The organism is Streptomyces sp. NPDC055287, from assembly GCF_053646035.1.
In genome coordinates, this window is the sequence record NZ_JBSHNE010000008.1 from 239,575 (window position 1) to 260,242 (window position 20,668).

The 20,668-nt window shown below is 70.7% G+C and carries 18 protein-coding genes; 16 read left to right on the forward strand and 2 right to left on the reverse strand.

The genetic code is table 11. The features are described 5' to 3' along the window. The first annotated feature begins 102 nt into the window (after positions 1–102). From ACWIHY_RS15955 to ACWIHY_RS15985, 7 genes are all read left to right on the forward strand, one after another. Complete coding sequence (locus ACWIHY_RS15955) at positions 103–1,341, forward strand: amidohydrolase (RefSeq protein ID WP_454376248.1); 1,239 nt, start codon at positions 103–105, stop codon at positions 1,339–1,341. Between the two features lie 137 nt (positions 1,342–1,478). Further along, positions 1,479–2,522 carry a BMP family lipoprotein gene (locus tag ACWIHY_RS15960; protein ID WP_454376249.1) on the forward strand — a complete coding sequence of 348 codons (1,044 nt, stop codon included), beginning with the start codon at positions 1,479–1,481 and terminating at the stop codon, positions 2,520–2,522. A 237-nt stretch (positions 2,523–2,759) separates the two neighbouring features. After that, positions 2,760–4,286, forward strand: a complete 1,527-nt coding sequence (locus tag ACWIHY_RS15965) for an ABC transporter ATP-binding protein (RefSeq protein ID WP_454376308.1) — start codon at positions 2,760–2,762, stop codon at positions 4,284–4,286. After that, entirely contained in the window at positions 4,286–5,398 is a 1,113-nt protein-coding gene (locus ACWIHY_RS15970; protein WP_454376250.1) for an ABC transporter permease, read from the forward strand. The genes ACWIHY_RS15965 and ACWIHY_RS15970 overlap by 1 nt, the downstream gene beginning before the upstream one ends. Then, a complete protein-coding gene (locus ACWIHY_RS15975; RefSeq protein ID WP_454376251.1) occupies positions 5,398–6,660 on the forward strand; it encodes an ABC transporter permease in 1,263 nt (420 codons plus the stop codon). The genes ACWIHY_RS15970 and ACWIHY_RS15975 overlap by 1 nt, the downstream gene beginning before the upstream one ends. Next, positions 6,657–7,079, forward strand: coding sequence for a cytidine deaminase (locus ACWIHY_RS15980; RefSeq protein ID WP_454376252.1), 423 nt, complete (start codon positions 6,657–6,659; stop codon positions 7,077–7,079). The genes ACWIHY_RS15975 and ACWIHY_RS15980 overlap by 4 nt, the downstream gene beginning before the upstream one ends. A gap of 6 nt (positions 7,080–7,085) precedes the next feature. After that, positions 7,086–8,363, forward strand: coding sequence for a thymidine phosphorylase (locus tag ACWIHY_RS15985; protein WP_454376253.1), 1,278 nt, complete (start codon positions 7,086–7,088; stop codon positions 8,361–8,363). A gap of 61 nt (positions 8,364–8,424) precedes the next feature. On the opposite strand, the gene ACWIHY_RS15990 is transcribed toward ACWIHY_RS15985, so the two are convergent. Beyond that, entirely contained in the window at positions 8,425–8,991 is a 567-nt protein-coding gene (locus ACWIHY_RS15990; RefSeq protein ID WP_454376254.1) for a GDSL-type esterase/lipase family protein, read from the reverse strand. A gap of 114 nt (positions 8,992–9,105) precedes the next feature. On the opposite strand from ACWIHY_RS15990, the gene ACWIHY_RS15995 reads away from it, so the two are divergent. From ACWIHY_RS15995 to ACWIHY_RS16035, 9 genes are all read left to right on the forward strand, one after another. After that, on the forward strand, positions 9,106–9,375 hold the full coding sequence (locus ACWIHY_RS15995; RefSeq protein WP_454376255.1) for an STAS domain-containing protein: 270 nt from the start codon (positions 9,106–9,108) through the stop codon (positions 9,373–9,375). 334 nt (positions 9,376–9,709) lie between these two features. Further along, on the forward strand, positions 9,710–10,825 hold the full coding sequence (locus ACWIHY_RS16000) for a glycosyltransferase (protein WP_454376256.1): 1,116 nt from the start codon (positions 9,710–9,712) through the stop codon (positions 10,823–10,825). Next, positions 10,822–12,258, forward strand: coding sequence for a sugar transferase (locus ACWIHY_RS16005; RefSeq protein WP_454376257.1), 1,437 nt, complete (start codon positions 10,822–10,824; stop codon positions 12,256–12,258). Before ACWIHY_RS16000 ends, ACWIHY_RS16005 begins: the two co-directional genes overlap by 4 nt. A gap of 2 nt (positions 12,259–12,260) precedes the next feature. Further along, positions 12,261–13,583 carry an O-antigen ligase family protein gene (locus tag ACWIHY_RS16010; protein ID WP_454376258.1) on the forward strand — a complete coding sequence of 441 codons (1,323 nt, stop codon included), beginning with the start codon at positions 12,261–12,263 and terminating at the stop codon, positions 13,581–13,583. Next, entirely contained in the window at positions 13,580–15,256 is a 1,677-nt protein-coding gene (locus ACWIHY_RS16015; RefSeq protein ID WP_454376259.1) for a lipid II flippase MurJ, read from the forward strand. Before ACWIHY_RS16010 ends, ACWIHY_RS16015 begins: the two co-directional genes overlap by 4 nt. After that, positions 15,246–16,004, forward strand: a complete 759-nt coding sequence (locus ACWIHY_RS16020) for a polysaccharide deacetylase family protein (protein ID WP_454376260.1) — start codon at positions 15,246–15,248, stop codon at positions 16,002–16,004. Before ACWIHY_RS16015 ends, ACWIHY_RS16020 begins: the two co-directional genes overlap by 11 nt. Then, positions 16,001–17,176, forward strand: a complete 1,176-nt coding sequence (locus tag ACWIHY_RS16025) for a glycosyltransferase (protein ID WP_454376261.1) — start codon at positions 16,001–16,003, stop codon at positions 17,174–17,176. The genes ACWIHY_RS16020 and ACWIHY_RS16025 overlap by 4 nt, the downstream gene beginning before the upstream one ends. Further along, positions 17,173–17,889, forward strand: a complete 717-nt coding sequence (locus ACWIHY_RS16030; protein WP_454376262.1) for a lipopolysaccharide biosynthesis protein — start codon at positions 17,173–17,175, stop codon at positions 17,887–17,889. Before ACWIHY_RS16025 ends, ACWIHY_RS16030 begins: the two co-directional genes overlap by 4 nt. Then, positions 17,889–19,112, forward strand: a complete 1,224-nt coding sequence (locus ACWIHY_RS16035) for a GNAT family N-acetyltransferase (RefSeq protein WP_454376263.1) — start codon at positions 17,889–17,891, stop codon at positions 19,110–19,112. The genes ACWIHY_RS16030 and ACWIHY_RS16035 overlap by 1 nt, the downstream gene beginning before the upstream one ends. Here the strand turns inward: ACWIHY_RS16035 and ACWIHY_RS16040 are convergent. Beyond that, a complete protein-coding gene (locus ACWIHY_RS16040; RefSeq protein ID WP_454376264.1) occupies positions 19,066–20,460 on the reverse strand; it encodes a glycoside hydrolase family 26 protein in 1,395 nt (464 codons plus the stop codon). The genes ACWIHY_RS16035 and ACWIHY_RS16040 overlap by 47 nt on opposite strands. Positions 20,461–20,668 lie beyond the last annotated feature (208 nt).

Here is a 20,668-nt window from a genome sequence, read left to right on the forward strand (position 1 = left end):
CCAGCGCCCAAGCATCCGGCGGCCAGTTTTCTTTCCCCTATGCGGCTGAAGTTTTGTTGATCGCTGGTCGGTTACCCCGTAAAGACGCCTACTCTTTCAGAGATGAGCCAGCTGATCTGCGAGTCCGAAGAAGCAGCACTGCCAGGGATGGTTCCCCTCCCCGGCACGCTGCCCGATTCCCTGCGCCTCGAGCTGATCGCCTTCCGTCGCGACCTGCACATGCACCCCGAGCTCGGGAACCAGGAATTCCGCACCACCGCCGCGATCAAGGCCCGCCTCGAGCAGGCAGGCCTCGCGCCGCGCGTGCTGCCCACGGGCACCGGACTCATCTGCGACATCGGCACGGCCCGCGACGGCGCACGGCCGGTTCTGGCCTTCCGCGCGGACATCGACGCGCTGCCCATCCCGGACACGAAGGCGGGCGTCCCGTACCGCTCGACCGTCCCGGACCGCGCGCACGCCTGCGGTCACGACGTGCACACCGCGGTGGTGCTCGGCGCGGGCCTGGTCCTCGCCGAGCTGGACCGCCAGGGCCTGCTGCCGCAGCCCGTACGGCTGATCTTCCAGCCCGCGGAGGAGATGATGCCCGGCGGCGCGCTCGGCGTGATCGAGGCCGGCGGGCTGGCCGGCGTAGGCAAGATCATCGCTGTGCACTGCGACCCGAAGGTCGACGCGGGACGTATCGGCCTGCGTACGGGCCCGATCACCTCGGCCTGCGACCGGCTGGAAGTCTCGCTGGACGGTCCCGGCGGCCACACCGCCCGCCCGCACCTCACCACCGACCTGGTGACCGCCGTCGCCCGGGTCGCCACCGACGTCCCCGCGCTCGTCGCCCGCCGCGTCGACGCGCGCGCCGGACTCGCGGTCACCTGGGGTCGTATCGAATCCGGCCACGCCTGCAACGTCATCCCGCAGCGCGCCGAGCTGGCCGGTACGGTCCGCTGCCTGGACCTCGAGGCCTGGCACGAGGCGCCGGACCTGATCCATGCCGCGATCGACGAGATCGCGACCCTGCACGGCGCCAAGTCGGAGATCAACTACGTCCGGGGCGTCCCCCCGGTCGTCAACGAGCACGGCGTCACCGAGCTGCTCACCGACGCCATGGCCGCCCGGCGCGGACTGCACGCGGTCGAGGACACCGAGCAGAGCCTGGGCGGCGAGGACTTCTCCTGGTACCTGGAGCAGGTTCCCGGCGCGATGGCCCGTCTCGGCGTACGTACTCCGGGTGATGCGGCCCGGCGTGACCTGCATCGTGGTGATTTCGACGTGGATGAGGCCGCGATCGAGGCCGGTGTGGAGCTCTTCACCGCTGCCGCGCTACTTGACGGACACCGTTCGTAATCAGCCACGGCGCCTCTCGTTCACGACGATCCGATAACAGCTGTCGTACGGTCGCTTATCCGGCATCTACGCGCGTTACGATCGCCGCGAAACCAGCGCCGGCAGAGGCGCTTCGGTCAGGTCGAAGGAGCCCTCCCTTGCGCCGCGTAACCAGGCTTGCCACTGTGGCCATCGCGTCCACAGCCCTCGCACTCTCCGCCACCGCGTGTGGCAAGACGTCGGACTCCGGTTCCGACTCCAAGGAAGCCAGCGCCGCCATCGCGTACGACATCGGCGGCCGTGGCGACCAGTCCTTCAACGACGCCGCCTACGCCGGTCTGGCGAAGGCCGAGAAGGACCTGGACATCAAGGGCAACGACCAGGAGCCCTCCGAGGGCGAGTCGGACGCCGACAAGGTCCAGCGCCTCACGGAGCTGGCCCGCTCGGGCAACAACCCGGTGATCGGTGTCGGTTTCGCCTACGCCCCGGCCATCAAGAAGGTCGCGCCGAAGTTCCCGAAGACCACCTTCGGCATCATCGACGACACCTCGGTGACCGGTAAGAACATCGCGAACATGGTGTTCAACGAGGAGCAGGGCTCCTACCTCGCCGGCGTCGCCGCCGCCAAGGCCACCAAGACCAACAAGGTCGGCTTCATCGGCGGTGTCGAGGTCCCGCTGATCAAGAAGTTCGAGGCGGGCTACGCCCAGGGCGTCAAGGACACCAACCCCAAGGTCCAGGTGCTCAAGCAGTACCTGACGCAGCCGCCGAACTTCGACGGCTTCTCCAAGCCCGACCTCGGCAAGGCCGCTGCCCAGGGCCAGCTCGACGAGGGCGCCGACGTGATCTACCACGCCGCCGGTCTCGCGGGCTCCGGCTCGATCGAGGCGGCCGCCACGGATGGCAAGTGGGCCATTGGCGTCGACTCGGACCAGTACAACCAGGCCGGTCTGGCGAAGTACAAGGCCAAGATCCTCACGTCGGTCACCAAGGACGTCTCCGACGCGGTCTACAACCTGATCAAGTCGGTCGTGGACGGCAAGCCGCAGTCCGGTGAGATCCGCTACGGCCTCGACAAGGACGGCGTCGGCCTCTCCGACTCCAACCCGGAGTACAAGAAGATGACGGACCTCACCGCCGCCGTCGACAAGGCGAAGGCCGACATCATCGCCGGCAAGATCAAGGTCCAGACCGCGCCGTAAGGCCGCTCAGGACGTGATCCCGGGGGCCCAGTGAGGCGGTTTCCGCCGCCTCTCCGGCCCCCGGGGCGCATTCCGTCCTCGGTCTTTTCTTCATTTGGCATCGCTACGCGCGTAGACATTCCTTCAGCACGATAGTTTCGCCGCGCCCTGCCTCCTGCCCTCCGCTTCCGCCCTCCCGCTCCTTTCCGCCAAGGAGAGTGCGTCATCAACGCGTCCAGCCCGCCCCCCGCCGTAGAACTGCACGGCATCACCAAGCGCTTCCCCGGCGTCGTCGCCAACCACGACATCGACATCACCATCCGCAAGGGCACCGTGCACGCCCTCGTCGGTGAGAACGGTGCCGGCAAGTCGACCCTGATGAAGATCCTTTACGGCATGCAGAAGCCGGACGAGGGCACCATCACCATCGACGGGGAGCAGGCCACCTTCCACAGCCCCGCCGACGCCATCGCGCGCGGCATCGGCATGGTGCACCAGCACTTCATGCTGGCCGACAACCTCACCGTCCTGGAGAACGTCGTTCTCGGCGGCGAGAAGCTGTACGGCATCGGCAACAAGGCCCGCGACAAGATCAAGGAGATCTCGGACGCGTACGGCCTGAACGTGCGCCCCGACGCCCTGGTCGAGAACCTCGGTGTGGCCGACCGCCAGCGCGTGGAGATCCTCAAGGTCCTCTATCGCGGCGCCCGCATCCTCATCCTCGACGAGCCGACCGCCGTACTGGTCCCGCAGGAGGTCGACGCGCTCTTCGCCAACCTCCGCGAGCTCAAGTCCGAGGGCCTGACGGTCATCTTCATCTCGCACAAGCTGGGCGAGGTCCTGTCGGTCGCCGACGACATCACCGTCATCAGGCGCGGCACGACCGTGGGCACCGCCGACCCGGCGAACACCACCACCAAGCAGCTCGCCGAGCTGATGGTCGGCAGCGAGCTCCCGTCGCCCGAGACCCGCGAGTCGACGGTCACCGACGTACCGATGCTCAACATCGAGAACCTCCAGCTGAACGCCACCGACCCGGACGGCGCCGTACGCGAGGTGCTTGCCGGGATCACCTTCACCATCCACAAGGGTGAGGTCCTCGGCATCGCCGGCGTCGAGGGCAACGGCCAGGCGGAACTCGTCGAGGCGATCATGGGCCTGCGCAACCCGGACGGCGGTGTCATCACGCTCGGCACCGCCGACATCTCGCACGCGCCCACCCGCAAACGCCGCGAGAGCGGCATCGGCTACATCCCCGAGGACCGCCACCGCCACGGCCTGCTCCTCGAAGCGCCGCTGTGGGAGAACCGCATCCTCGGCCACGTCACCGAGGAGCCCAACTCCAAGCGCGGACTGCTCGACCTGAAGGCGGCCCGTACCGACACCGAGCGGATCGTGCGCGAGTACGACGTCCGTACGCCCGGTATCGAGGTCACCGCCGCCTCCCTGTCCGGCGGCAACCAGCAGAAGCTGATCGTCGGCCGCGAGATGAGCCACGCCCCCAAGCTGCTCATCGCCGCTCACCCCACGCGGGGCGTGGACGTCGGCGCGCAGGTGCAGATCTGGGACCAGATCCGCGAAGCACGCCGCGAGGGACTGGCCGTACTGCTGATCTCCGCCGACCTGGACGAGCTCATCGGGCTCTCCGACAACCTGCGGGTCATGTACCGCGGCCGCCTGGTCGCGGACGCCGACCCGGCGACCATCACCCCGGAGGAACTGGGCTCGGCCATGACCGGCGCCGCCACCGGTCACCTCGAGGCAGCCCCGGAGGACGAGGCCTGATGAAGAAATTCGACAAGGACCGGCTGATTCTGGGCCTCGCCGGCCCGGTACTCGCGCTGGCCGTCGCCATCGCGCTCACCTCGGTGGTGCTGCTCGCCTCGGGCCGCGACCCGTTCGAGCCGTACAAGCTGATGGTCGAGAGCGCGCAGTACGCCGACATCCAGGTCCTCATCCTGAACCAGGCCGGCACGTACTACCTCGCGGCGCTCGCCGTGGCCGTCGGCTTCCGGATGAACCTGTTCAACATCGGTGTCGACGGGCAGTACCGGCTCGCCGCGATGATGGCGGCGCTCGTCGGCGCCGCCGTCGAGCTGCCCGGCCCGCTCCACATCGCGCTGATCGTGATCGTCGCGATGCTGACCGGTGCCTTCTGGGCCGGCATCGCCGGTGTGCTCAAGACCCTGCGCGGCGTGAGCGAGGTCGTTTCCACGATCATGCTCAACGCGATCGCGACCAGCCTGATCGCCTGGCTGATCCTCACCGACAACTTCGGCGTGCAGCTGGAGGGCTCCAACGACCTCACCACCGGTGAGATCGCGGAGTCCGGCTGGTTCCCGAGCCTCAGCATGGGTGACGGCGGCGAGATCTACGGCTTCACGTTCGTCGCCTTCGCGCTCGGCATCGTCTACTGGTTCATCCTCAACCGCACCCGCTTCGGCTTCGACCTGCGCGCCACCGGCGCCAGCGAGAGCGCCGCCGCGGCCTCCGGTGTCGACGCCAAGAAGATGATCCTCACCGCGATGCTCATCTCGGGCGGTGTGGCCGGTCTCGCCGGTATGCCGACGCTGCTGGGCGACACCCACACGTACAGCCTCAGCTTCCCGACCGGAATCGGCTTCACGGGCATCACCATCGCCCTCCTCGGCCGCAACAACCCGGTCGGCATCTTCTTCAGCGCACTGCTGATCGCGTTCCTGGACAAGTCGTCCGCCGCGCTCGACCAGTTCGGCTACGAGAAGGAGATCGCCACGATCATGCAGGGCCTGATCGTGATCGCGGTCGTCGTCAGTTACGAACTCGTCCGTCGCTACGGGCTCCGCCGCCAGCAGCAGAAGGTGGGCGAGGAGCTCGCCGCAGCCGCCCGCAAGAACCGTGAGGAGGTGGCGGCGTAATGAGTACCAGCACTGTCTCCGCCGTGAGCGCGGCGCCCAAGAAGAGCGCCCGCCGCAAGCTGTCCGTCCCCGTCATCCTGCTGATCGTCGCGGGTGCGCTCGCCCTGGTGTCGCTGGTCCGCATCATCAGCGGCGCCGACGACCTGACCTCCGTCGGCCAGGTCTCCGGCGCGCTCCAGCTCGCCATCCCGATCGGCCTCGCCGGCCTGGGCGGCCTGTGGGCCGAGCGTGCGGGCGTCGTCAACATCGGCCTCGAAGGCATGATGATCCTGGGTACCTGGTTCGGCGCGTACGCCGGCTACCAGTGGGGCCCGTGGTCGGGTGTCCTCCTGGGCATCGTCGGCGGCGCGCTCGGCGGTCTGCTGCACGCGGTCATCACGGTCACCTTCGGCGTGAACCACATCGTCTCCGGTGTGGCGATCAACATCCTGGCCGTGGGGGTCACCCGCTACCTGTCCAACTTCACGTTCGACAGGGCCGAGGGCGGCTCCTCCAAGCAGTCCCCGCGCATCGACGAGATCACCAAGGTCACCATTCCAGGGCTCTCCGACTGGCTACGGGACATCCAGGGCAAACACTGGTTCTTCATCTCCGACGTCGCCGGAGTCCTCGGCGGACTGGTCACCAACCTGTCCCTGCTGACCATCGTCGCGCTGCTGCTGATCCCGGCCACCATCTGGATCCTGTGGCACACGGCGTTCGGCCTGCGGCTGCGCTCCTGCGGTGAGAACCCGGTGGCCGCCGAGTCCCTCGGCGTCAACGTCTACAAGTACAAGTACATCGCCGTCGTCGTCTCCGGCGGGCTGGCCGGTCTCGCGGGCGCGTTCCTCGCCATCGTCGCGACGGGCATCTACCAGGAGGGCCAGACCGGCGGCCGCGGCTACATCGGTCTCGCCGCGATGATCTTCGGCAACTGGATGCCGGGCGGAATGGCGCTGGGCGCGGGCCTGTTCGGCTTCACCGACAGCCTCAAGCTGCGCGGTGGCGCCGAGAACGTCCACGCGATGCTGCTCCTGCTGGCGATCCTGCTGCTGCTCGTCGTGGTCTGGCAGCTGTACAAGAAGAAGTACCTGCCCGCGGCGATCTCCGCCGTCATGTCGGCCGGGCTGTTCACCTGGTACGCGACGACCGACGAGGTCCCGAGCCAGTTCGTGGACGCCGCGCCGTACATCACCACGCTGCTCGTCCTGGCGCTCTCCGCGCAACGGCTGCGGATGCCCAAGGCGGACGGCATGCCGTACCGGAAGGGCCAGGGCAAATGACGGACGCCGCGGCACCGGCCGACTGGGAAGCCCTGCGGGAGGCGGCGCGCAAGGCCATGTCCCTTGCGTACGCACCGTATTCAGGCTTCCCGGTCGGCGCCGCGGCCCTCGTCGACGACGGCCGCACGGTCACCGGCTGCAACGTGGAGAACGCCTCCTACGGCCTCTCCCTGTGCGCCGAGTGCGGCCTCGTCTCGCAGCTCAACGCCACCGGCGGCGGCCGCCTGACGCACTTCACGTGCGTCGACGGCCGGGGCGAGAACCTGATGCCGTGCGGCCGTTGCCGACAGCTGCTGTACGAATTCGGCGGCCCCGCGCTGCTGCTCGACACGTCGGCGGGTATCCGTACGCTCGCCGACCTGCTCCCCGATGCCTTCGGCCCCCAGCACCTGGCGCCCGGCACCACGGAAGGAACCTGAAACTCCATGGACGTCATCTCCGTCATCCGGACCAAGCGCGACAAGGGCGAACTGAGCCCCGAGCAGATCGACTGGGTCATCGACGCCTACACGCGCGGTGAGGTCGCCGACGAGCAGATGTCCGCCCTCGCGATGGCGATCCTGCTCAACGGGATGAACCGCGTCGAGATCGCCCGCTGGACCGCGGCGATGATCAACTCGGGCGAGCGCATGAACTTCGCCCAGCTCTCCCGCCCCACCGCCGACAAGCACTCCACCGGCGGCGTGGGCGACAAGATCACGCTTCCCCTCGCGCCCCTGGTCGCCGCCTGCGGCGCGGCCGTGCCCCAGCTCTCGGGCCGGGGCCTCGGCCACACCGGCGGCACGCTCGACAAGCTGGAGTCCATCCCCGGCTGGCGCGCGCTGCTCTCCAACGAGGAGATGCTGAACGTCCTCGAGTCCACCGGCGCGGTCATCTGCGCGGCGGGCGACGGCCTGGCCCCGGCGGACAAGAAGCTGTACGCGCTGCGGGACGTCACCGGCACCGTCGAGGCGATCCCGCTGATCGCCTCCTCCATCATGTCCAAGAAGATCGCCGAGGGTACGGGCTCGCTCGTCCTGGACGTCAAGGTCGGCTCCGGCGCCTTCATGAAGAACATCGAGGACGCCCGCGAGCTCGCCGCCACCATGGTGGGCCTGGGCACCGACCACGGCGTACGCACGGTCGCCCTGCTCACCGACATGACGACGCCACTCGGTCTGACGGCGGGCAACGCCCTCGAAGTCCGCGAATCCGTCGAGGTACTGGCGGGCGGCGGCCCGTCCGACGTCGTCGAGCTCACCCTCGCGCTCGCCCGCGAGATGCTCGACGCGGCGGGCCTGAAGGACGCCGACCCGGCCAAGGCGCTCGCCGACGGCTCGGCGATGGACGTCTGGCGCCGCATGATCGCGGCCCAGGGCGGCGACCCGGACGCGACCCTGCCGGTCGCCCGCGAGCAGCACGTCGTCCACGCGTCGGAGAGCGGTGTCCTCACCACCATGGACGCGTACGCGATCGGCGTCGCGGCCTGGCGCCTCGGCGCCGGCCGTGCCCGCAAGGAGGACCAGGTCCAGGCGGGCGCGGGCATCGAACTCCACGCCAAGCCGGGCGACAAGGTCACCGCGGGCCAGCGCCTGATGACCCTGCACACGGACACCCCGGAGAAGTTCGAGTACGCCCTCGAAGCCCTGAACGGCGGGGTCCTTACGGCTCCCGAGGGCACCGAATTCACGCCCAACCCGATCGTCCTGGGCCGCATCGCGTAACGACGTCGCACGACGTCGCACGACCGAGCGGGGCCGGTGGATTCCACCGGCCCCGCTTTCGTCAGTCCCGTATCACCGCGTCGAGATCCAGCATGTCGGGATCCAGCGCCGCGGCGACCGCGTGGTAGCCGGCGTCGTTCGGGTGCAGACCGTCCTCGAAGACGTAGCCGGGGCGCGGCATGTCGGGATCGGCCGGGTCGGCCAGCGCCCGGTCCGCGTCGAGCACGGAGTCGTACGCCCCGCTCGTACGGATCCAGTGGTTGACGGCATCGCGTACTTTCTCGCCCTCCTCGCTCCACACCGGGAACAGAGCACCCCTGAGCGGCAGGATCGTGGCTCCGACGGCCATGACGCCACGGGCGTGGGCGGCCCGGATCAACCGCTTGTGCCCGTCGATGAGTTCCCGGGCGGTCACCTTCCGACCGGGCCGCATGCACGGGTCGTGGGTGGCGAGCCGCGGGGCGCCGATGTCGTTGGCGCCGAGATGCACGACGACCGCGCGGACACCGGGCCGGCCGAGTACGTCCCTCTCGAAGCGCTCGAGAGCCTGCTCGCCGTAGCAGGGGGAGTCGCCGAGCCATGAAAGATCTCCTCGGTGTGAGTCCGTCGAGGACAATCCCACTGTCATCGCGCCCCGGGATCAGTGGTGCTGTCCCCCGGATCAGGGGTGGTGCGGCCCACAGGAGGACGGCCACCGATGAGTTGCGGCCGCCAGCGGGGTCTCCCTGATGTGGATGCCGCGATGCCGACTGTTCTCGTCGTCGTCGGCCGGGTGACCCCGGCCGACGTCCCCCTTCTGTGCGCCGAACTGGACGGCCTGCTGTACGGCGCGGTCGCCACCGAGGTGATCTGCGACGTCGCCCGGCTGGCCGACCCGGACCTCACCGCCGTCGACGCACTGGCCCGCCTGCGGCTCACCGCCCGCCGGGCCGGATGCCGCATGCGGCTGCGCGGCGCCCGCCAGGACCTGCTGGTACTGCTGCGGCTCGTCGGCCTCACCGACGTCGCCTGATATCGCCGCGCATTTCTACCGGACAGTAATCCTTGCGACACGATCACCCGATGGGTTGTTTTCGCACGTGTGGGCAGCGGCCTTTGACGCATGTCTTTACCGGTCGACGGCCGTACCGCTCAAAGGCGCCAAATGGCGGAATGGGCGAGTTCAAGCGTGATTTTCCAACTGGCTTTTGACAAAGTTCACTCCTGCTTTTGTCGCCTTGTTTCACAGCCGAAATACGCGGTTGTTCTCGGTCAGTTCTACGGTCCACGGACGAAGAGAGCGGCACTTGCTGCAACAAAATTGGGCTGAGCGGGGCCAACTGACGGTTTTTCATCTGGTTCAGCCGGTGGAAGGGGGAGTCGCGCGTGTTGTCACCGATCTCGTCAGGGCGCAGACGAGCGAAGGTCTGCGTACCGTTGTGGCCTGCCCGCCGGGCGGCGCACTGGCATCGGCAGCAGCTGAGGCCGGAGCGCTCGTGCGCCCCTGGCCCGCCGTACGCGCTCCCGGACCCGGCCTGCCCGGCGAAGTGGTGACCGCCGCCCGGCTGATCCGACAGATCCGCCCCCATGTCGTGCACGCCCACAGCGCCAAGGCCGGGCTGGCGGGCAGGCTGGCCGTGCGCGGCCGGATTCCCACGGTCTACCAGCCCCACGCCTGGTCCTTCGAGGCCGTACGGGGTCGCGAGGCCGCCCTCGCCCTCACCTGGGAGCGGTACGGAACCCGGTGGACCGCGAGGACCCTGTGCGTCAGCGACACCGAGCGCAGGACAGGGGAGGAAGCCGGTATCGCCGCCCGCTGGTCGGTGATCCGCAACGGCGTGGACCTGAGCCACTTCGCCCCCGGCGAGGGCGTGAGCCGCTCCGCCGCCCGCGCCGCCCTGCCCCTCCTCTCCGGGATGCCCGCCGGAACGCTCCTGGTGGTCTGCGTGGGCCGCCTGTGCCGCCAGAAGGGTCAGGACGTCCTGCTGCGTGCCTGGCAGCGCGTGGCGGTGCCCGGCGCCAGGCTGGCCCTGGTGGGCGACGGTCCGGACCGCGACCGGCTGACGGCGGACGCCCCGCCGGACGTGCTGTTCGCCGGCCCGAGCCGGGACGTCCGCCCCTGGCTCCGCGCGGCCGACCTCGTCGTACTGCCGTCCCGCTGGGAGGGCATGGCCCTCGCCCCGCTCGAAGCCATGGCGTGCGGCAGGCCCGTCGTGCTGTCCGACGTCAGCGGCGCCCGGGAGAGCCTGCCGCCCGGCCACGAAGCCCACTGCCTCGTGCCGCCCGAGGACCCCGCGGCCCTCGGCGCGGCACTCACGGCGCTGCTGATCGACCCGGGACTCCGCGAGTCCCTAGGACGCGCCGCCCAGATCCACACCCGGTCGACCTGCGACGTACGCAACACCGCCGCAGCCGTCTCCGGCCTCTATCGGGAACTTCTCAGCCTGCACCGATCCATGACGAGGAAGCGCACCGAGCGATGACGACGGAGAGTGCATTCGCCCAGGCCACGGCCGTACCGCTCACGGCCCCATCGGTCCACCCGCCCCGCAGCGCCACCGGCCGCCGCTCCGCGCCCCTCGCCCCCCGGAGCATCCGCCGGCGCGGCCCGGTGGCGGGACTGTTCGCGGCCGACGCACTGGCGGTGGCTCTCACCCTGGCGCTGATGCCGCTGCCGGCAGCGGTGTTCGCCCCCCTCGCGACCCTCATGCTGGCGCTGCACACCTACCGCGGCCTCTACCGCCCCCGTCTGACCCCCTCGGCGTTCGGCGAGCTCCCCGCCCTTCTCCTCCTCGCCCTGATCCAGTGGTACGCCACGGCGGAAGCGCTCACGGCGTACGCCCCGGCGCACGCCGTCCCCTGGGGCACCCTCGCGCTCGCCGTCGCCACGCAGACGCTCCTCACCTGCGCCTCCCGCGCCGTCGTCTACCGGACCCGCCGCCGGACGGCCGCGCGGCGCCCGCAGTCGGCGCTGATCGTGGGTCACGGCCAGGTCGCCCACCAGGTCACAGCGGCACTGCACGAGAGAGCCGAGTACGGACTGCGCGCGGTCGGCAGGGTCGACCAGGCGCAGCCCTCGCCCTCGGACGACAAGCTGCCGGTGCTGGCCACCCTGGAGGACGTGAGCCGTGCCGTCATCCAGAACTCCGTACGCCACGCCGTCTTCACGCACTCACCCGACGAGAGCCCGGACACGGCCGCGCTCGTCGCGCTCCTCTCCCAGCACGACTGCCGGCTGTGGCAAGTGGACGCGGCCCCCACGCCCCACCGCTCCCAGAACCCCGACCACCTCTGGGGATTCCCCGTACGCCCCCTCGACCCCGGCCTCCGCAGAACGCTGTCACACGCGGTCAAGCGCGCGATGGACGCCTTCTTCGCCGCCGTCGCGCTCCTCGTGGCAGCGCCGGTCATGGCCGCGTGCGCCCTCGCCGTACGCCTCTCCGACGGCCCGGGCGTGATCTTCCGCCAGGAGCGCATCGGCCGTGACGGCCGCCCCTTCACGCTCCTGAAGTTCCGCACGCTCTGCCCGGCCGACGAGCACGAGTCCGCGACCCGCTGGAGCGTGGCCATGGACCAGCGCATGAGCGTTACGGGCAATGTCCTGCGTCGCACGTCCCTCGACGAACTTCCCCAGCTGTGGAACGTTCTGCGCGGCGACATGAGCCTGGTGGGTCCCCGCCCGGAACGCCCGTACTTCGTCGCGAAATTCAGCAACGCCTACCCCGGCTACCAGGCACGCCACCGGATGCCCGTCGGCATCACCGGCCTGGCCCAGGTGAACGGACTGCGCGGCGACACCTCGATCGAGGACCGCGCCCGCTTCGACAACCACTACATCGAGACCTGGTCGCTCTGGCAGGACGTGTGCATCCTCACGCGCACCGCCGCTTCCCTGTTCCGGCTCGGAGGCAGCTGAGCATGACCGCCCTGTGGACCACACCGGTACCGCACCCGCGCGTGGCCCGACTGCCGCTGCTGCCCCTGATCGCGACGGTGCTGCTGCTGGCGGTACCGATCCAGACCGCGGGCGCGGGCACATCCGCCAACATCACACCGGCGGACCTGGCATCCTGCGCCCTGGTGCTCGCGGCTCTCGCCCGTGCACTGCACCTGCGCCAACGCCCGCTCACGCCCGCCGCCGCGCTGGTCCTGGGCCTGACCACTGTCGGCATCGCCGTGGCCACGGCAACCGCCACGGACCCCACGGCCGCCCTCACCGGATTCGTCCGCTACCTCCAGGTCTTCGTCCTGGTCCCCGCGGCGGTGGTTCTGCTCCTCCGCACGCCCCACCACTTCCGCGTCATCACCGGCGCTCTGATCGTCCTGGCACTCGTCCAGGGCGCTACGGGGGCCTACCAGTACGCCACCGGCACAGGCGCGTCGTACATGGGCGAGGACATCCGAGCGGTGGGCACCTTCGGCCCCACCGACGTCATGGGAATGGCCACGGTGGTCTCCTACGGCCTGCTGGCGGCCCTGGCCCTGGCACTGCGTACACCCGAGAACGCGCCGTCCTGGCTGCGCCCCTGCGCGATCGCCACGGCGACAGCGCTGGTGATCCCGCTGGCGCTCTCGTTCAGCCGGGGAGCCTGGATCGCGACACTGATCGCGGCAGTGGCGATGATCCTCCTCACCGGCCCCCGCCAGGCAGCCAAAGCCCTGGGCGCCCTGACGGCAGTCGCGGTCATCCTCGTGGGCGGCTTCGGCGTCGGCTCGGAAATGATCTCCCAACGCCTCACCAGCATCACCGAGGTGACCGAAGCCCCCGACCGCTCGGTCAACGACCGGTACACGATGTGGGCGGCCGCGGCGAGCATGTGGCAGGAGCGCCCCGCCACCGGAGTGGGCCTCAAGGGCTTCCCCGCCCACCGCGACGGCCACGCGTCGATCGGTCTGTCCTCGGGCAGCGACACCGCGGGCGCGGGCCAGACGTTCCACAAGCAGCCATTGCTGTCGCCGCACAACATGTACCTCCTGGTCCTCAGCGAACAAGGACTGATCGGCCTCACGGCCTTCGTCGGCACCTGGGCGGCGGTCCTGGCAGCCGGCCTGCGCAGACTGACCGTGGGCCGCCCCGCAGGCGCGGCGGACTGCGGACTGGCAGCAGTGGGCCTGACGCTCTGGCAGACGGTCGACTTCCTGTACGCCGACATCGGCGGCCCCTCGACCGTCCTCACCGGAATCATCCTGGGCCTGGCCGCGTGGTGGGCCCTGGCGCCGTCCAAGGAGACGGCCGCATGACCGACGCCCCCGTACACCCGACGCAGCCCCACCCCAACCCCCCGGAGACACTGCTCGCCGCCCGGGCAACCCGCCCCGCCCCGCCGAAACTTGGCCGCTTTCTGGCGCGGGCCGCCGCGGTCACCGCCGCCCTGACCGCGGCCGGGGCACTGCTGGGCCTGGTGCGGGACCAGGCCGTCGCCCACCTCTTCGGCGCGAGCGTGGACAGCGATGCCTTCCTGATCGCGTGGACCGTCCCCGAGATGGCGTCCACGCTGCTGATCGAGGACGCGATGGCGCTGCTCCTGGTCCCCGCGTTCAGCCACGCCCTGGCCCACCGCGCGGCCCAGCGCACCCGGGACCCCGCACTGCCGGACGACGCCGTAAGGGCGCTGGTCCTGGCCACGCTGCCCCGTCTCTCCGCCGTACTGGCCTGCGTGGCCGGGCTCCTGGTCCTGGGCGCGCCCTGGCTGGTGCGGGTCCTCGCACCGGGGTTCAGCGACCCCGCCCTGGCCATCGAGTGCACCCGCCTGACGGCCGTCACCGTACTGACCTTCGGCATCACCGGTTACTTCAGCGCCGCCCTGCGCGCGCACGGCAGGTTCCTGCAACCGGCCGGCGTCTACGCCGCGTACAACCTCGGCATCATCGTCACGACGCTGACCCTGCACTCCTTCTGGGGCGTACGAGCCGCCGCGGCAGGCGTAGCGGCAGGCAGCCTCTTGATGATCCTGACCCAACTCCCCACGTTCCTGAAGCTGACGGCACGTCAGAAGGCAGCCGCCACAATCCACCCCGCCACAACGCCCCCCACCACCGTCACCACTACCGCCCCCCTCCTGGCCACGGCGCTCCTGGCCCCCGTGGTCCTCTTCGCGGTGAGCCGCCAGGCGCAGGTACTGGTGGAACGCTTCCTGGCGTCCTCGCTCCCCGGCGGAGCCATCTCGCACCTGAACTACGCGCAGAAGGTCGCGCAGATGCCGATGGTCCTGTCCCTGATGATCTGCACGGTGACGTACCCGGTGGTCGCGAGAGCCATGGCCGAAGGGGACGAGGAGGGAGCGCGCCTCCGGGTCGAACGGGACCTGGCTCTGGCGGGCATGGTCGTACTGCTGGGCACGGCGATGGTCCTGGGCTACGCGCCGCAGATCATCGAAGTCCTCTTCGAGCGCGGCGCGTTCGACGCCGAGGACACAGCCACCACGGCGACCGTCATGCGCGTATACGCGGCGGGCCTGCTGGGCCACTGCCTGGTGGGCGCCCTGAGCAGGCCGTTCTTCTCGGCCGGCCGCCCCACCTGGTACCCGGCCGCCGCGATGGCCGCAGGCCTGGTCGTCACCACCGCGGCCGGCGCGGCCGCGGCCGACCACTTCGGCGTACACGGCATCGCGGCGGCCAACGCCATCGGCATCAGCACGACGGCGCTGCTCCTCCTCGGCGGCCTGGGCTCGCGCGTGGTCCCCATCCGGGTACGGGCCGTCGCCGCCTCCCTGGCCCGCCTGACGACCGCGGCGGGGGCGGCGGGCGCGGCGGGCTGGGTGGCGGCACCGATGATCGCCGGCCCGGCGCTCAGCGTGGCGGCCGGCTGCGTGCTGGTCCCCGCCGTATTCGTCCTCACGGGGCTCGCCGTACGAGCTCCGGAGGTCGTCCACCTGCTGGCTCTCACCCGACAGAGGTTCCGTCATGGCCGCTGAAACAGCGACCCGCAGCACCCAACGCCCCGTCCACGGAGGCCACGGCCGTCCGTGGATCCTGATGTACCACTCGGTGGGCGACCCGACAGACGATCCCTACGGCATCACCGTCGCCCGCGACCGGCTGGACCGCCAACTGGGCTGGCTGCGCCGCAGAGGACTCACCGGCGTCGACACAGGCACACTTCTCCGCGCCCACCGGGCGGGCCGCGCCGCCCACCTGGTCGGGCTGACCTTCGACGACGGATACGCCGACTTCCTGCACGAGGCGCTGCCGGTGCTGCGCCGGCACGGGTTCACGGCGACGGTGTTCGTGCTGCCCGGCCGGTGCGGCGGCTCCAACGAGTGGGACCCGCTGGGCCCGCGCAAGCGACTGCTGACCGAAGAGGAGATCCGTGAGGCGGCTGATACGGGCATGGAGATCGGCTCCCACGGCCTGTACCACCGGCGCCTGACGGACCTGCCCGACGACGTACTGCGCCAGGAGACCCGCGACAGCCGCGAGTCGATCCGCGAGATCACCGGCACCGCCCCCGACAGCTTCTGCTACCCGTACGGCGCGGTCGATCCCAGAACGGCCGAGGCGGTACGGGCCGCCGGCTACACGCACGGCTTCGCGATCACCCCCGGCCCCCTCCTCGGCCCGTACGCCCTGTCCCGCACGCACATCAGCCACGCCGACCGGGACCTCCGCCTGTGGGCGAAGCGCCTGCGGCACCGCTTCCCGCTGCCCGGTGCCGCCCGGTGAAGGCGCTGCACATCATCACCGGACTCGGCATCGGGGGCGCCGAGCAGCAACTGCGGCTGCTGCTGCGCCACCTGCCGGTCCCGTGCGACGTCGTCACGCTGACGAACCCGGGGCCGGTGGCCGAGGGACTGCGTGCGGACGGCGTACGGGTCACGCACCTGGGGATAGGGGGCAACCGGGACCTCAAGGCGCTGCCCGCGCTGACCCGGCTGGTCCGCCGCGGGAAGTACGACCTGGTCCACACGCACCTGTACCGCGCCTGCGTCTACGGGCGGATCGCCGCACGGCTGGCCGGGGTCACGGCCACGGTCGCCACGGAGCACTCCCTCGGACAGACGGAGATCGAGGGCCGCCCGCTGACCCACGGCGCCCGCGCGCTGTACCTGGGGACGGAACGCCTCGGATCGGCGACGGTCGCGGTCTCCGGGACCGTGGCCGGGCGGCTGCGCGACTGGGGCGTGCCGGCGGCGCGGATCCACGTGGTCCCCAACGGCATCGACGCGGCGAGCTTCCGCTTCGACCCCGCGCGGCGCAGCGCCACGCGCGCACGACTGGGCGTCCCCGAAGAGGCGTTCGTGGTCGGCGGCGTCGGCAGGATCGTCCCGGGCAAACGATTCGACGTGCTGGTCCGCGCGGTGGCGGCACTGCCCGGCGCGTGGCTCCTGCTGGCGGGCGACGGCCCGGACACGGACGCACTGCGCACGCTGACGGCACGCCTGGGAGCCACGGACCGCATCCGCTTCCTGGGTGAATGCGACAGCACGAGCCCCGACGCGAAGGCGGGCACCACACCCGCCACCTCCACCGCTCCCCGCACCGGCATCCCCGCGTTGCTCTCCGCCATCGACGTCTTCGTGTCGACGTCGCGCGAGGAAGCCTTCGGCCTGGCCGTGGTCGAGGCGCTGGCCGCCGGTCTGCCCGTACTCCACCGCACCTGCCCCGCCATCGACGACCTGCCCCCGGGCCACTCACCCGGCGCCCGGCGCATCAGCGGCAGTGTCGGCGAGCTGACGGCGGCTCTGCGGCAGCAGAGGGAGGGCGCAGTGCGCCGACTGCCCCCGCCACCCGCCGTCAGCCACTACGACATCGCGCGCAGCAGCGCACGCCTCATGGACGTGTACGGACACGCCCTCGCCTCAGCTCCCTCGACCAGGAGAAAAGCACTCCAATGACCGATTCACCCGACCAGCAGCCGCAGCCCACCACCCCCGGACGGATCAGCCGGCTCCTCGCGCACACGAAGCGGAGGACCAGGACCACCCGTGGGCCGCTCTGGTGGCCCGTCCCCGTATGCGCCCTCCTCGGCACGGTGTGCGGAGTCTCCTACGGCGCCCTCAAGGCACCGGAGTACGCCGCGACCAGCTACGTCGTGGCCGTCCCCGCCAAGGGCGTCGAGCCCACGGCGGCTCTCGGCTACGCCCAGGCGTACGGCCGGATCACCACCAGCGACTCCACCCTCGCGTACGCGCGCGTGGCGGCGGGAGTGCCGCCGAAGGAGCTCCGTACCCGGGTCAGCACCGAGACGTCCCCCGACTCACCGATGATCGCGATCACCGGCACCGCCACAAGGCCCGCCGCTGCGGCGGACATCGCCAACGCCGTCGCCGAGGCCGTGTTCGTCAGCAGCAACCACGTCTCCAAGAACACCGGCGTGAAGCTGCTCGTCTTCTCCCATGCGATCGCGCCGACGGAGCCGGCCTCTCCGTCCGTCCCGATCAGCGCGGCCGTGGGCGGCTGCACCGGCGGCCTCATCGGCGGACTGGTCCTCCTGGTACGGCCGAAGCGGCCCCGCAGGACCACGTCGGCCTCGGTGCCGGCACCCTCCACGGCCCACACGGATCCCACGCCCAACCCCACCACCAACGCCGAGCGGGAGCTGGTGTGATGGCGGCCGCGCGGGGTCTCACCGTCACGCTCTGCCGCGATCCGGGCCGGTTCGCGCAGCTCCAGCCCGAGTGGGACGCACTCCACCGCCGCTGCGCCGCCGCCACCCCGTTCCAGAGCCACGCCTGGCTCCACTCGTGGTGGCTCTCGTACGGTACGAACAGCCGCCTGCGCGTCGTACTCGCCCGCCGGGACGGCCGGCTCATCGGCGCCGCGCCACTCATGCTCGTCCACCGCCCGATGCCGCTGCTCGTGCCCATCGGCGGCGCGATCTCCGACTTCTCCGACGTTCTGGTCGACGACGACGAGGTGAGCGGCGCCGTCACCGCTCTCGAACGCGGACTCGACCGTGCCGCCCGCCAGGCGGTCATCGACCTGCGCGAGGTGCGGCCCGGGGCGGCGGCCGAGCTGCTGTACGAGCGATGGACCGGCGCCCGGGGCCGGCTCACGGACTCGACGTGCATGGAACTTCCCGCCGAGCCGATCGACGACCTGGTCAAGCGGATGCACAGCAGCCGCGCCCAGCGCGTACGGGCGAAGCTGCGCAAGATCGACGCGCTGAGGATCGAGAGCCACGTGGTCTCCGAACACGAGGTGCCCGCCGCCGTCGGCCGCCTGCTGCGCCTGCACGAACTCCAGTGGCGGGGCCGCGGTGTCAACGTCGAGCACCTCAGGCCGCGCTTCGCCGAGCACCTGGTCCGCGCCGCGCGGCGGATGCTGAGGGACGGCGACGCCGCGGTCACGGAGTTCCGGCTGGACGGCGACGTGGTGGCCGTGAGCATGACCCTCCAGTCCGGCCTCCTGTCCGGCGGCTACCTGTTCGGCGCCGACCCGGGACTCCGGGACAAGAAGGTGGACGTGACGACGATGCTGCTGCGCCACGAGGCGCACCTGGCGGCGGGCTCGGGGCGTGGCGTACTGAGCCTGCTGCGCGGATCGGAACCGTACAAGAACCACTGGAGCCCGGAGACGGTCACCAACCAGCGGCTGCTGCTGGCCCGGTCCGGCCTGGAGCCCCTGCTGCGCATGCGCGAGTCGCAGGTGACCATGCGGGACCGGGCCGCCGAGACCGTCACCACGCGCTTTCCCGCGGCGCGTGACTGGCGTGACCGGGTGAACAGCTGGCGGGCGGACGGGGCGGTCAGGGCGACTGCCGCCGCCGGTACCCCAGGCGGCGTCAGGACTTCCAGTGCTTCGGGAGGTGGGGCCTCACACAGACCGTGAAGTCCCGCATCCACTGGTTGATCCACTCGCCCATCTCCATCGGCATGCACCACTCCGGGGAGTCGGGCCTCCGGTGCGGCTCGGTCGGCGTGGGCTCGACCGGCTTGATCTCGGCGGGCTTCGTCGCGGAGGGCGTGGGTGCCACGGGCGGTGTCGGCACCGGGGGCGCGGACGGCGGTGCGGAAGGGGGCGTCTGCGTCTCGGGCGCCGTCTGCCACCCGAACAGCTTCGAGCGGAAGACCTCCGACGACTCGGGGTTCTCTTCGCACTGCCAGACGCCGTGCGGACAGTAGTCGGTGATGGTCTGGTAGAGCGGCTTGTGCCGGGCCATCCACTCGAGCATCCCGGTCATGTACTCGGGATTGTCGCCGTTGCGGAAGAGCCCCCACTCCGGGTAGGAGATCGCCTTGCCGTGCTCGGCCGCGAAGTCGACCTGCTTCTGCAGTCCGTAGGGGTCGGACACCTGCTGGTCGAAGGTGTCGCCGGGAGGCTGGTCGTACGAGTCCATGCCGATGATGTCCACGACATCGTCGCCCGGATAGCACTCGGTCCACGGAATGGCGTCGATGCCCCGGTTCGGCGCGAAGTCGAAGCGGAACTGCTGGCCGGGAACGGAACGCATCGCCCTGACGATGCGGTTCCAGTACCGCTTCCAGGAGTCGGGGTCGGGGGAGCACCGGTGCGAGTACGTGGTGCCGTTCATCTCCCAGCCGAGGACGATCACGGTGTCCGGCGCGCCGAGCTCCACCAGGTGCTTGGCCAGCTTCCGGTAGTGGCGGTCGAAGCTGCCCGCCGCGCCCTCCTGGAGCAGGTCGCGGACCTCGTCGTCGGAGAGGCGCTCCTCGTTCCGCTCCAGCATGGGCACGTTGAGAACGAACATCCGGTCGTCCGCGCCGCGCCGCCACGCCGCCCAGGGGCGCAGGAACTCGGGGCGGCCCTCGATGTTCTGCCAGAGATCGCCCGGCAGGTAGGTGTGCCCGACGGACAGGTCCGCACCGCCCAGCCATTCCGACAGCTCAGCCATGCGGATCACGCCGTCGGCCCCGTAGTCGAGGTACGCGCCGATGGCGGGCGAGGGCTTCTCCCACGGACCCGGGGCCGCAGGCGGAGCGGGGGCATCGGCCGGAGCGGGGGCCTGGGCCGGAGCCGGAGTGGGACCCGGAGTCGGACCGGCACCGGCCCCCGCATCCGTGTCGCTGCCCGCGGCGGTACCCGCTGCCGCGGCCGGCGGAGGTGGCTCGGAGGGTGCTGCTTTCGCCGCCCCGCCGCCGAGAACACCACCGGCCACGGCGAGACTTATGGCAACCGCCCCGAAACAGGTGCCGGTGAGACGGCGCCTCTCGGTCATGACTCCTCCTACGGTCCGGTCCGTCGTTCTTACCGACGGGTCCGACAGTAGGCAGGAAGTCGTACTAATGGGCTGTCTGCATGCCCATTAATGGGCCATTGGTGATACGCGCCCCCTCGAACTCGCCCACTCGGGTGAAATTCGTGCGCAGTGATACGGGAGTGACGCGGACCGCCGTTGATCGGTTGAATGAGGGTCGCGCGGGAGT